Here is a 12,329-nt window from a genome sequence, read left to right as displayed (position 1 = left end):
GGGTGCCGCCGACGGCCAGTCGCAGCACCAGCAACCCGAGATCGAGGGTGCCGCGACGCACCTTGGCGACCGGTGGCTCGTCGGCGGTCACCGCACCGGCCGGAGCCGGCCGGTGTATCTGTTCGGTCGGCGCGGGAGCGTAGGGCGGGGCACTTTCGAACGACGACCCGTCGAGGTCGAGGTCGTCATCGGATTCGAGCCTCGACGGACGATCGCGGCGCATCTGCAGTGTCGGTTCGTCGTAGGGACTCGAGCCCGCTTCCGGCACGCTGCCGTTCTCTTTGTCGGTCACTGCACCAGCGTAGGTCGGCGGAGAGCGCGGCGACCCGGCATCCGGAGCGTCGCGCGTCGTGCCGGTAACGTTTGCGGCATGACGAAGGGTGCGCGAGGGACGAGTTCGTGGCGGCTGCGCACGGCGATGGCAGCGGCAGTGGCCGGGATGCTGGCCGTGTCGTCGTGCGCTCAGTTCGACGATGCGGCCTCGACTCCGTTCACTCCCGAGCCCACGTTCGATTCCGGTCCCGGCTTCGGTCCGCTCGATCCTCCTACCAGCACCACCACACCGAGTGCACCGGCGGTCCCGCCGGGTCCGTGCGTGGATCCGGATCCGGCCGTGATCGCGACCTGCCTGGACACCACCGGGGGGCTGGTCGCGCTGCCCGACGGAAACTCCGCGCTGGTCACCGAGCGACGCACCGGGCGGATCCTTCGCGTGGCACCCGAGACGGAACCGGTGGAGATCGCATCCATCCCGGTCGACGGCTCCGGCGACGGGGGTCTGCTCGACATCGCGTTGTCCCCCACTTTCGGCGAGGACCGCTTGATGTACGCCTACATCACCACTCCGGTCGACAATCGGGTGGTGCGCATCGCGGCCGGGGACGCGCCCAAGGATGTGTTCACCGGGATACCGCGCGGAGCGACCGGCAACGGCGGTGCACTCGAGTTCGTCTCCCCCACCGCACTCGCGGTACTGACAGGGAACACCGGAAATCCTGCTGCTGCAAACGATCCCGCATCACTCGCGGGAAAGCTCCTCGAAGTACCGCTGCCGGCGCCCGGCACTGCTCCGGCACCGTCGGTGACACTGTCCGGCATCGGCACCGCCGGAGACGTATGCCTGGACCCGATCGGCAACCTGTGGGTCACCGACCGCACCGAACTCGAGGACCGGCTGCAACGGGTCGGCTCGGACGGGTCGGTCGGTACCGGACCGGCCTGGACCTGGCCGGAGCGCCCCGGTGTCGCCGGATGTGCCGCCGCTCCGGACGGCGTCGCGGTGTCTCTCTCAAACGGCAAGGCACTCGCGGTGCTGTCCACCGATCCGGGGTCCGGTGCCGTGACCGCCGCGCCTGCGGTCACCCTCGAGGACCGCTACGGGATGCTCGGTGCGGCCTCGGCCGGCCCGGACGGCCGGCTCTGGGTCGCGACCGTCAACAAGTCCGGTGGTGAACCGGGGCCGAACGACGACCGCGTGGTCCGAATCGAGTTCCCGGCCGGCGGTGGAGGTTTCGACTAACAGCACCGCGCTCCCGGAGCGGAATCGGCGGCGGCGTGCCGGTCGCGCCAATACTCGCGCTCGGTGGGCACGGGCCGGTCCGGATGATGACGGCGGTGCCACTGCACAAATCGTGCGTAGTCGTGATCGCCCATGAGTGCGCCGATCCACCACCACGTCCGCCGTAGCACGGCGATCATGGGACGACCCCGTCGTCGTGCCGGTGGTGGTCGGTGTGCAGGCGTGCCGCGCCGGGCGCGCGCACCTTCCCGGCGCTGATCAACTCGTCCCACTGTTTCTGCAGGTCCCGCTCGGCCTCGGTGGGCACGAATCCGGCAGGTGCGAAGATCTTCGACGGCACATCCTCCGCCTCCGTGGTCGGCAGCCCACCTGCCCGCACGGCACGGATACACACGACCACTCCGGCGGCAACGACCACGAGGACCAGCACCGCGAACACGATCGACAGGGTGCCCTGGATGAAGGTGTTCCGGACGACGGCGCCGATCTCGTCGGCAGATCGGGCGGAACCGAAGGTCGTCGCCCCCGCGTTCTGGGCGTCGGCAAATGCCCGGTGCTGAGCCCAGTAGCCGACCGCTCGGTCGCCGGAGAAGATCTTCTGCCACGATGCCGTCATCGTCACGACGAGGTCCCACACCAGCGGCACACCGGGGATCCACGCCCACTTCAGCAGCCCCTTCTTCACCACGATCGCCATGACGACGGTCAGCGCGATGGCGGCGAGCAACTGGTTGGCGATGCCGAACAGCGGGAAGAGGGTGTTGATACCGCCGAGAGGGTCGGTGACACCCATCAGCAGGATCGCGCCCCAGGCCGCGACGACGACGAGCGAGCAGAGCCAGGCACCGGGTCGCCACGACGGATCCTTGAAGCGGCGGGCCGGCCCGCCGAAGTTGCCGAGCGAGTCCGACAGCATGAACCGTGCCACGCGGGTGCCGGCGTCGACCGTCGTGAGGATGAACAGGGCCTCGAACATGATCGCGAAGTGGTACCAGAACGATTTGAGGCTGTCGCCGCCGAACAGGTCGCTGAGCACCTGCGACATACCGAACGCGAGCGTGGGTGCGCCGCCGGTCCGCGAGATGATCGATTCTTCGCCGACTGCCGCTGCAGCCGCGGCGATCTCGTCGGGCCTCACGTCCGGCGACGACAGGCCGAGGCCGTTGACGTACGCCGCGGCCGTTTCCGGGGTACCTCCGGTCAGCGCGGCGGGGGCGTTGAGCGCAAAGTACAGGTGCTGGTCGATGATGCATGCGGTGACCAGTGCCATGATCGCCACGAACGATTCGGTGAGCATCCCCCCGTAGCCGATCAGCCGGGTCTGCTTCTCCTTCTCCAGAAGCTTCGGGGTCGTGCCGGACGAGATCAACGCGTGGAAACCGGACAGGGCACCGCACGCAATGGTGATGAACAGGAACGGGAACAGCGACCCGGCGAAGGCCGGACCGTCGCCGTCGATCGCGAACGAGGTGACGTCGGGCATCTGGAGTACGGGCCGCGCCACGAGGATCCCTACTGCCAGCAGTGCGATGGTGCCGACCTTCATGAAAGTGGAGAGATAATCGCGCGGCGCCAGCAGCAGCCACACCGGCAGCACCGACGCGGCGAACCCGTAGGCGATCATCAGCCACGCGATCGTCACCGGCGACAACGTGAACCACTGGGCACCCCAATCGGTCTCGGCCACCCAACCCCCGGCGACGATCGCGAGCACGAGCAGCACGACACCGATGAGGGAGACTTCGGAAACCTTGCCGGGCCGAAGGATTCGCAGGTAGACACCCATGAACAACGCGATCGGAATGGTCATCGCGATGGAGAACAGCCCCCACGGGCTGTCGGCCAATGCGTTGACGACCACGAGTGCAAGCACCGCGATGAGAATGATCATGATGACGAACACGGCGACCAGCGCGGCAACGCCACCGACCGTTCCGAGTTCGTCGCGGGCCATCTGACCGAGGCTACGGCCACGACGCCGCGACGAGATCCACAACACCAGGAAGTCCTGGACGGCGCCGGCGAAGACGACGCCCACGATGATCCAGATGGTGCCGGGCAGGTAACCCATCTGCGCGGCCAGGACCGGTCCGACGAGTGGGCCGGCGCCCGCGATCGCTGCGAAGTGATGGCCGAACAGCACGCGGCGGTCCGTCGGCATGTAATCCTTGCCGTTCTCGAGGACCTCGGCGGGTGTGGCGCGGTCGTCGCGCGGCTGCACGAGTTTGCGTTCGATGAACTTGGCGTAGAAGCGGTACGCGATCAGGTAGGTGCATACCGCCGCGATGACGAACCAGACGGCATTGATGTTCTCACCACGGACGAATGCGATCATGGCCCACGCGCCGGCACCCAGGACCGCCAGGACCGCGAACGCGACGCGCGCGAAGGGCGATATCGGAGTTCGGTCGACGACACCGACCGGTGGCAGATCCGGGTCGGTGCGCAGATATTCGACGGGGGCGCGGGTCTCGGGCACGGGTCGGACGGTCATTTCGACTCCTCACCAGATGCGGCGCGGTGGCGGGACCGGCCCGGTCGCCCTTCTCGGACCGGTGCCCCGGTGAGGACGCGATACGAGCGGGACCCGCATGGCATGCGGTTCAGCGTAAACCGGCCGTCCTCGGGCGCGGATCGAAATCAGGGACGAGATCTCAGACCGCGACGGGATCATCGGAACGACGCGGCAGCACACCGGCGAGCATGGGCAGAAGCAGCACCGTGAAGGCACCCGCGGCGACCAGGATCGACGCGCTGGCATTCGACATGTGGCCGGCTGCGACCGCCACGCCCGTGACTGCGACGATGAGCGGCAGCCCGGTGGTCGAGTACAACGCGATCTGGACCTGTTCCGACGTGTCGAACCGGGTACCGTCCGGTGCTCGATCGAAGCGCGAGGCGACGAAGACCGGCACACCCCGTACGAGCACCAGCATCCCGAAGAACGCGAGCAGCACCAGCGGTGCGCTTGCCACCGCCTGCACGTCGATCGCCATCCCGGACGTGATGAAGAAGACCGGGATCAGGAATCCGTAGGCCAGGCCGTCGAGTTTCGACTCGAGTTGTCTGTTGCCGCCCGGAACGGCCCGCCTCAGGATGAAGCCTGCGGCGAACGCGCCGAGAATCACGTCCAGATCGAACACCGCCGCGAGAGCGATCAGACCGACGAGCAGCAGCATCACCAGCCGGATCGGTGTCTGGGCGGTGGTCTCCGAGGTCCGGCGGACGAACCGCAGCAACTGCGAGCCTTCCCGCAGGATCCGCAACGGCAGCACCGCGACGAGCACAGCGACCGCGGCGAACAGCATGAGCACGATCAGCGAGGCCACCGCGCCGCGCGCACCGAGCAGGATCGCCATCGCGATCACCGGAAGCAGCTCACCGATCGCCCCATGGTTGAGCACCGTCCGTCCGAGCCGGGTCTCGACCAACCCGCGGTCGGCGAGAATCGGCAGCAGGGTGCCCAGCGCCGTCGAGGTCAATGCGATCGCGACGGCAATCCCGGAGTGCACCAGTCCGGCCGCGCCGAGCGCCGCGACCACACCGAGCGCCAGCCCGAAACACACCAGCCACGTGAGAAGAGCGCGGCGACCGCCACGACCTGTCACCTCCTGCGGATCGATCTCGTAACCGGCGAGCAGGAACAGCAGGCCCAGACCCAGCTCTCGGAGCATCCCGATCTCGCTGTCGACCTGTGCGAGATCGAGGACGTACGGGCCGATGACGAGTCCCGCCACCAGGAGCAGCACCACCTCCGGGACCAGGCGCCGCGGCAACGCACCGGCGATGAGCGGGGCCAGTACCGCGGCGGCGGCTATCCACAGCAGCGAGGTGGCAACGGCGGCGTCCATGCGCCGCTACTTTAGCTGCAGGCGGCGATAACGAGTTCCTTGACACGCGCAGGATCTGCCTGGCCGCGTGTCGCTTTCATGACGTCACCCACGATCTTGCCGGCGGCCTGGACCTTTCCGGAGCGGATCTTCTCGGCGATGTCCGGGTTCGCGGCGAGCGCTTCGTCGACGGCGGCCTGCAGCTTGCTGTCGTCACGCACGACGACAAGTTCCGGACGCGCATCGAGGATCTGCTCGGGATCGCCTTCGCCCTCCAGCACATGGTCGACGACCTGACGGGCGACCTTGTTGTTGAGCTTGCCACTGTCGATGAGCGCGACGACCTGAGCCACCTGCGCGGGCGTGATCGGCAGATCGGCCAGTTCGACGCCGCGCGTGTTGGCCTGCTGTGCCAGGTACGACACCCACCACGATCGGGCCGCGTCGGCGGGGGCGCCTGCCTCGGTGGTCGCGATGACCAGGTCGAGAGCGCCTGCATTGACCAGATCGCGCATCACCTCGTCCGAGACGCCCCAGTCGGCCTGGATGCGGGCGCGGCGCAGCCACGGCAGTTCGGGAAGGGTGCCTCGCAGCTCCTCGATCCACGCGGCGTCCGGAGCGATCGGTTCGAGGTCCGGCTCGGGGAAGTAGCGGTAGTCCTCGGCGGTCTCCTTACGGCGACCGGGAGAGGTGGTGCCGTCGGCCTCCTGGAAGTGCCGGGTCTCCTGGATCACTTCACCGCCGGCGACGAGAACCGCGGCCTGGCGCCGCATCTCGTAGCGCACCGCGACCTCGACGGACTTGAGCGAGTTCACGTTCTTGGTTTCGGTGCGCGTGCCGAACTCCTTCGCACCGATCGGCATCAGCGAGATGTTCGCGTCGCACCGCATCGAACCCTGGTCCATGCGCACGTCCGAGACGTCGAGCGCTTTGAGCAGGTCGCGCAGGGCGGTGACGTAGGCACGCGCCACCTCGGGGGCTCGCTCGCCGGCGCCGGTGATCGGCTTGGTGACGATCTCGACGAGCGGCACGCCGGCGCGGTTGTAGTCGAGCAGCGAGTGGCTCGCACCGTGGATGCGACCTGTCGCGCCACCGACGTGCAGCGACTTGCCGGTGTCCTCTTCCATATGGGCGCGTTCGATGTCGATCCGCCACGTGGTGCCGTCGTCGAGCACGACGTCGAGGTAACCGCCGGTGGCGATCGGCTCGTCGTACTGGGAGATCTGGTAGTTCTTCGGCTGATCCGGGTAGAAGTAGTTCTTGCGCGCGAACCGCCCCCACGGGGTGATCGAGCAGTTCAGTGCGAGTCCGATACGGATCGCCGATTCGACTGCGGCCTGGTTCACCACCGGCAGGGCGCCGGGAAGGCCGAGGCACACCGGGCACACCTGGGTATTGGGCGCGGCGCCGAACTCGGTGCGGCACGGGCAGAACATCTTGGTGGCAGTGTGCAGTTCGACGTGCACCTCCATGCCCATCACGGGTTCGAACTTCGCGAGCACGTCTTCGTAAGTGAGCAGGTCAACGGACACGGAGGCAGTCATGTACTCGATTTTAGACGGCGCCACCCACCGGTCGACGCGGCGTCAGCCGAAGATGATGCGCATCTCCTGATAACGCTCGTCGGGAACGTACTTCGGGTCGGCGACCGCCTCTTCGAATCCGACCCGCGCGATGGCGGTGCCGTGCAGGGCCACCATGTGTCCCCAGTCCTCCTCGGCCACCAGATCGGTCACCGCCATGCCGAGCCGGGTGGCCAGCACGCGGTCGAACGCCGTCGGGACGCCACCGCGCTGGATGTGGCCGAGCACCGTCGCGCGTGTCTCGATACCGGTGTGCTCTTCGATGTACGGTGCGAGCACTTCGGCGATCCCGCCGAGCCGGGGCCGGTCGAATCCGTCCAGTCCCTTGGTGGAATGCGCTTCGGTCATGTCCGGCAGGGTGAACCCTTCGGCGACGACCACCATCGGGGCGCGCCCTCGATCACGAACGCTGGACACCCATTCGCAGATCTGATCGAGACTCTCGGGGTGCTCGGGGATGAGGATGGCGTGGGCACCCCCGGCCGTCCCCGAATGGAGCGCGATCCACCCGGCGTGCCGGCCCATCACCTCCAGCACCATGCACCTCTTGTGGGAGTTGCCGGTGGTCCGTAGCCGGTCGATCGCGACCGTTGCGATCTCGACGGCAGTGTCGAAGCCGAACGTGTAGTCGGTGTGGCTGAGGTCGTTGTCGATCGTCTTGGGCACTCCGACGATCCGGATACCATCCTCGAACAGACGCTTGGACGCGGCCGCGGTGCCCTCACCGCCGATGGCGATCACCGCGTCGATCCCGAGCCGATCGAGTGTGGCCTGAATGTTCTGGGCGCCACCGTTCGGTCCCTGATACGGACCGAACCGGCTGGTACCCAGAATCGTGCCACCCTGCTGCGCGAGCCCGCGAACCCGGCTGCGGTCCAAGGGAATCACATCGCCGTCGACCAGACCCCGCCAGCCGTCGAGGAACCCGACGAATTCTTGGCCGTGCACCTCGGTGCCCTTCAGAACCGCCCCGCGGATCACCGCGTTGAGACCTGGGCAATCGCCGCCGCTGGTGAGAATGCCGATCCTCGTCATGCCTGCCTTCCGCCGATGGACTTCGTGCCGCACTGTCATCCTGCCTGCTGTGTGCGCGCGAGGCATCCTTATCCGGTCGGAGGCTCCCGCTACCGCCCCGGCTGCCCGCTACGGCAATTGCAGGAGCGAGAAGCGAGCCGGCGCGCGGGAACGCGCACCTAACCGGGTGTCACGAGTCCGGATTCGTAGGCGAGGACGACTGCCTGCGCACGGTCGCGCAACTGCAGCTTGCCGAACACCTTGCCGACGTGCGTTTTCACGGTCTGCTCGGCCACGTACAGGCTCGCAGCGATCTCCTGATTGGACAGCCCGCGCGCGATGAGTTCGAGCACTTCGAGTTCACGCGGAGTCAGCGCGTCGAGAGCGCGGTCGCGGGCGCGGCGCGGCGTCCGGCGACGCGTGACATCGGCGATCAGGCGGCGGGTGACCGTGGGTGCGAGCAACGCCTGGCCGTCGGCCACCACCCGCACCGCCCGGACGAGTTCGTCGGCCGGTGCATCCTTGAGCAGGAACCCACTCGCGCCCATCCCCAGCGCCTCGTACACGTAGTCGTCCAGATCGAAGGTGGTGAGCATGAGTACCCGGGTTTTCGGTTCGCGGGTGTCGGCGAGGATGTGCCGGGCCGCGTCGAGCCCGTTCATCTCCGGCATGCGCACATCCATGAGCACCACGTCCGGGCGCAGGCGGGCGACTTCGGCGACGGCGACGCGCCCGTCGGGGGCGTCACCGACCACACAGATGTCGCGTTGCGCGGCGAGCAATGCTCCGAAGCCCTGCCTGACCATGGCCTGGTCGTCGGCGATGAACACGGTGATGGAGGAACTCGGCTCGGTCATCGGCCCCCTACCCTGGCGCGGCGTCGCAGACAGGTGGGGCCTGCGAGCGTCCCCGTCGATCCCGGCCATCTTCCCTCATTGCGCAGGAAATCCGGGATCGAGGGCGAGACCTACCGGGGCTGCGGGCATCGTGGGTAGCACCGCATGCACCTCGAAGCCGCCGTCCGGGCGCGGATGTGCCACCAGCCGCCCGCCCACTGCCATCGCACGCTCGGCCATGCCCCGGATACCGCTTCCCCCGGCACGGTCGTCCGGCGGACGCGTTGTGCCCGGTGCGGTGCGCGGACCGTTGGTCACGGACACCGTCACCGTGTCGACCGAAATATCCACGCGTGCGGTGACTTCGGCACCGGGTGCATGCCGGGCGCAGTTGGCCAGCGCCTCCTGAATGATCCGGTACACCACGAGTCCCGCCGCATCGGACACTGTGGCCGGGTCGCCGACCAGCTGCGCGTCGAGCCGCATCCCGGCGCGGCGCGATCCGTCGAACAGTTCGTCGAGGCGATCGATGCCGGGCTGCGGCTCGTTCTCGGGAAGTTGCCCGTCACTGCGCAGAACGCCGAGCAGGCCGCGCACTTCGTTGAGAGCTTCCCGGGCGGTGGCCCCGATCGAATCGAATTCGGCGCGCGCGTCGTCGGAGACATCGGGCAGTCGATACGGGGCACTCTGTGCCTGCACCACGACCATGGACATGTGGTGCGCGACGATGTCGTGCAGATCCCGCGCGATGCGGGCCTTCTCCTCGAGGACCGCGCGGCGGGCACGTTCGAGTTCGCTGATCTCCTCTTCCTTGGCGAGTTGCCTGCGCGAGACCACGAGCCAGCGCACCAGCAGTCCGAAAACGACGATTGCGGTCAGGCCGACTGCCCAGCCCCAGCCGTCGTGTCCCGGTACATAGCCGAAGAACAGCAGGACGGTGGCGAGCCACACCACCAGCACGACGCGGATCTCCTCCCGGATGCTCACGGCGGCGAGGAGGGCCAGCACAACCAGGATATGAACGACCTGCCACGGGTAGTCGTATCCCTCGAGGCGATCGAATGCCCAGGGTATGGCCAGGGCTGCAGCGGCCGCGATCGCCCAGCCCAGCGCCGGGCGGGTCCGGACGAGCAGAAAGGGGAACACCGCCAGGGCAGAGATGAGCGGCATCAGCGGTGGAGATACATCGTGGGTCAGCGGCAGGGTCGGCCACGCGATCGAGTACAGAATCAACGTCACGGCGACGACGGCGATCGTCCACCAGTGGCCTCGGCCGTGCCGGACCGCGACCTTCGAGCCTGTGCGTATCAACGATTTCACGGTGTTCACGCTAGGAGCCGGAGTCTCGTCTGTCCTCATACCGGGGAGTGAGAACCGGCCGGTACCGGGGTGGCACACGCGCCCCGAGGGACCGCTCTGTCGTGTGATCCGGCCGAGGGCAGCGCGTTCCTAGCGTCGCCGCCATGACATTTCGATCTGCAACGACACGCGCCGCGGTGACCGTCGTTCTCGGTGCCGGCGCGGCACTGTGTGTGAGTGCCGCGGCGCCCGGTACCGTGCCGGTGGCACCGGCGGTGGCGAACGAGGCGGCGGCCGCGACCGTCACGGCGCTGGTGCAGGACGACACGGCGACGGCGGCCGCGTTGTTCCCGGACGATTTCGCGACCGTGATGGACTATGCCCCCGTCGCCGAGCCGGGGTTCACCGCCGACGAGGTGCTTGCCGACCCGGACGGTGACTGCTCGTCGCCGGTGCCGTTGCCAGAGATCTTCGAACCGGCTTGCCGGGTGCACGATCTCGGCTACGACCTGCTGCGGTACGCACGCGACACCGGCGGGGAGCTCGAGCCGCAGGCTCGCCGTGACCTCGATGCGCAGCTGGCGCGAAATCTACGAGCTTCATGCCGCACTTCTTCTGCGGCAACGGTTCCCGCATGCGACACCGTCGCATTCGTCGCTTCGGCCGTCGTGCGGATCAATTCGTGGAGACAGGGTTACCGTCTGCCGGTTTCCGAATCACCGGTCCCGTATCTGGCCACGGCCGCTGCGCTCGCCGCGAGCGCAGCGGCCTCGAGAGGACGCATCCGATGAGCTCGAACACCATCGTTGTTGCACGCGCCCTGCGGCGACGCGGGAGGAACGCGCCGCAGACGCACTCCGGTCCGCGAGTGGGGTCGACGGTCGTCGTCACGATCGCATCGTCGGTGTCGCTCGCGCCGTCGCTGTTACCGCGCGGATCCATGACGCAGGCACTCTTCTCCGGGATTCTCGTCGTTGTTGCGCTGGCCGTGACGGCGGCGGTCCGCCGGCTCGGTCGGCGCAGCCCACGGCGAGGCGCCGGTTCCGAAACCGAGCTTCGGCTACTCGCGCTGGTGGTGGCGTCGGCGTCGGTCGCGGTGATCGGCACCGTGGCACACCATTGGCAGAGTGGATTGCGCCTCGCGATGGACATGCCGGCGATCGGACCGAGGTACTGGCTCGAGGTTCTCACCGGTGCCACGACCGTCGTCGCGTTCACCACGGGCATCGCGCACGGCGTGCGGGTGATCCTCCGCGGCCTCGGCCGGCGCGGTGCGATCGCGGTTGTTGCTGCGGCCGCGGCTCTCATTTGGGTCGGTGCCGCTCCTGCAGCTACACGACTGACCAGCGCGGCGGGCGCCGCCGCGGGGTCCGCGCCGCCCGCGGCACCCGGAGCGTCCGGAGCGCCGGGATCACTGGTGCCGTGGGAGAGTCTCGACGCTCAGGGCCGACGGTTCGCCGTCGGCGCCGCCGAGACTTCCGTGCGGGTATATGTGGGCCTCGGGTCCGCGCCGGACCCGCGGGCACGTGCGGCACTGGCCGTCCGGGAACTTCAGCGCACCGGCGGGTTCGACCGCGGGCACCTCGTGGTCGCGGTGCCGACCGGCTCCGGCTGGGTCGACGGCCGCGCGGTGGACGGTTTCGAGGCGGCGTGGGGCGGCGACGTCGCGATCGTGGCGCATGAGTATTCGGATACGCCGAGCTGGGTGACGTTCCTGTTCGACCGCGGCGCCGCAACGGAATCGGCCCGCGCTCTCGTCGATGCGGTCCGGCAGCACCTGGCGGCGTTGCCTTCGCAGCGGCGACCGGCCCTGCACGTGTACGGGCAGAGCCTGGGCGCGATCGGCGGTAGCGCCGCGTTCGCGGACACCGAGCCCGGTCCGTGCGAGGCGCTGTGGGTAGGACCACCGGCCGGGGCGGTGCGTGCCGGTCGCGCGACCGTCCTGGCGAACAGCTCGGATCCGGTCGTGTGGTGGCAGCCGTCCCTGCTGTGGTCGCCGCCGGATCTGTCACACACCCGGATCGACGCCCCAGTGCCGTTGTGGCTCCCGGTCGTCGGCTTCCTGCAGACCACCGTGGACCTGATCGGCTCGCTCGACGCGGCGCCCGGACACGGGCACCGTTACGGGCAGGACCAGGTCCGGTGTGCCCCGGACGGCAGATAGGCGTCGACCCGCCGGCCCCGGAAACGGGACCGGCGGGTCGCCGGACGCCGGGTGGTCAGGCCACGATCGGACCCCGTGCGGCCT

Annotated in this window: 10 protein-coding genes and 1 pseudogene; 3 read left to right on the top strand and 8 right to left on the bottom strand. The window is 68.5% G+C overall.

The features are described 5' to 3' along the window. Positions 1–292: pseudogene (locus Q8814_RS19865) on the bottom strand (DoxX family protein); the annotation flags it as partial. Between the two features lie 78 nt (positions 293–370). Between Q8814_RS19865 and Q8814_RS19860 the strand changes: the two are divergent. Beyond that, positions 371–1,519, top strand: coding sequence for a PQQ-dependent sugar dehydrogenase (locus Q8814_RS19860; protein WP_330153718.1), 1,149 nt, complete (start codon positions 371–373; stop codon positions 1,517–1,519). On the opposite strand, the gene Q8814_RS19855 is transcribed toward Q8814_RS19860, so the two are convergent. The 7 genes from Q8814_RS19855 to Q8814_RS19825 form a co-directional block, all read right to left on the bottom strand. Beyond that, complete coding sequence (locus Q8814_RS19855; protein ID WP_330153717.1) at positions 1,516–1,698, bottom strand: YbdD/YjiX family protein; 183 nt, start codon at positions 1,696–1,698, stop codon at positions 1,516–1,518. The two genes, Q8814_RS19860 and Q8814_RS19855, sit on opposite strands and share 4 nt — an antisense overlap. Beyond that, a complete protein-coding gene (locus tag Q8814_RS19850; RefSeq protein WP_330153716.1) occupies positions 1,695–4,013 on the bottom strand; it encodes a carbon starvation CstA family protein in 2,319 nt (772 codons plus the stop codon). Before Q8814_RS19850 ends, Q8814_RS19855 begins: the two co-directional genes overlap by 4 nt. A 160-nt stretch (positions 4,014–4,173) precedes the next feature. Further along, positions 4,174–5,370: a cation:proton antiporter gene (locus Q8814_RS19845; RefSeq protein WP_330153715.1), complete on the bottom strand. Its 1,197-nt coding sequence runs from the start codon at positions 5,368–5,370 to the stop codon at positions 4,174–4,176. A gap of 11 nt (positions 5,371–5,381) precedes the next feature. Next, the gene (gatB, locus tag Q8814_RS19840; protein WP_330153714.1) at positions 5,382–6,893 is read right to left on the bottom strand and encodes an Asp-tRNA(Asn)/Glu-tRNA(Gln) amidotransferase subunit GatB; all 1,512 of its coding nucleotides are present in this window, start codon (positions 6,891–6,893) and stop codon (positions 5,382–5,384) included. A gap of 42 nt (positions 6,894–6,935) precedes the next feature. Next, positions 6,936–7,967 (bottom strand): 6-phosphofructokinase, encoded by a 1,032-nt coding sequence (locus Q8814_RS19835; protein WP_330153713.1) that lies wholly within the window; start codon positions 7,965–7,967, stop codon positions 6,936–6,938. 158 nt (positions 7,968–8,125) lie between these two features. After that, on the bottom strand, positions 8,126–8,803 hold the full coding sequence (locus Q8814_RS19830; protein WP_330153712.1) for a response regulator transcription factor: 678 nt from the start codon (positions 8,801–8,803) through the stop codon (positions 8,126–8,128). A 75-nt stretch (positions 8,804–8,878) separates the two neighbouring features. Next, positions 8,879–10,111: a sensor histidine kinase gene (locus tag Q8814_RS19825; protein ID WP_330153711.1), complete on the bottom strand. Its 1,233-nt coding sequence runs from the start codon at positions 10,109–10,111 to the stop codon at positions 8,879–8,881. 134 nt (positions 10,112–10,245) lie between these two features. Here Q8814_RS19825 and Q8814_RS19820 point away from each other — a divergent pair, with 134 nt between their 5' ends. Next, complete coding sequence (locus Q8814_RS19820; protein WP_330153710.1) at positions 10,246–10,872, top strand: hypothetical protein; 627 nt, start codon at positions 10,246–10,248, stop codon at positions 10,870–10,872. Continuing rightward, the gene (locus Q8814_RS19815; protein ID WP_330153709.1) at positions 10,869–12,245 is read left to right on the top strand and encodes an alpha/beta-hydrolase family protein; all 1,377 of its coding nucleotides are present in this window, start codon (positions 10,869–10,871) and stop codon (positions 12,243–12,245) included. The genes Q8814_RS19820 and Q8814_RS19815 overlap by 4 nt, the downstream gene beginning before the upstream one ends. The last annotated feature ends 84 nt before the right edge of the window (positions 12,246–12,329 follow it).

Origin of the sequence: Rhodococcus chondri (assembly GCF_036327435.1) — a bacterium.
In the GTDB taxonomy this organism is placed as follows: domain Bacteria; phylum Actinomycetota; class Actinomycetes; order Mycobacteriales; family Mycobacteriaceae; genus Rhodococcus; species Rhodococcus chondri.
This window is presented reverse-complemented; position numbering and strand designations above follow the sequence as displayed.

Excerpts from the sequence above, each read along its gene's own strand:
- Q8814_RS19860 (WP_330153718.1), top strand. The coding sequence starts at position 371 with ATGACGAAGGGTGCGCGAGGGACGAGTTCGTGGCGGCTGCGCACGGCG.
- Q8814_RS19855 (WP_330153717.1), bottom strand. The coding sequence starts at position 1,698 with ATGATCGCCGTGCTACGGCGGACGTGGTGGTGGATCGGCGCACTCATG.
- Q8814_RS19850 (WP_330153716.1), bottom strand. The coding sequence starts at position 4,013 with ATGACCGTCCGACCCGTGCCCGAGACCCGCGCCCCCGTCGAATATCTG.
- Q8814_RS19845 (WP_330153715.1), bottom strand. The coding sequence starts at position 5,370 with ATGGACGCCGCCGTTGCCACCTCGCTGCTGTGGATAGCCGCCGCCGCG.
- gatB (WP_330153714.1), bottom strand. The coding sequence starts at position 6,893 with ATGACTGCCTCCGTGTCCGTTGACCTGCTCACTTACGAAGACGTGCTC.
- Q8814_RS19835 (WP_330153713.1), bottom strand. The coding sequence starts at position 7,967 with ATGACGAGGATCGGCATTCTCACCAGCGGCGGCGATTGCCCAGGTCTC.
- Q8814_RS19830 (WP_330153712.1), bottom strand. The coding sequence starts at position 8,803 with ATGACCGAGCCGAGTTCCTCCATCACCGTGTTCATCGCCGACGACCAG.
- Q8814_RS19820 (WP_330153710.1), top strand. The coding sequence starts at position 10,246 with ATGACATTTCGATCTGCAACGACACGCGCCGCGGTGACCGTCGTTCTC.
- Q8814_RS19815 (WP_330153709.1), top strand. The coding sequence starts at position 10,869 with ATGAGCTCGAACACCATCGTTGTTGCACGCGCCCTGCGGCGACGCGGG.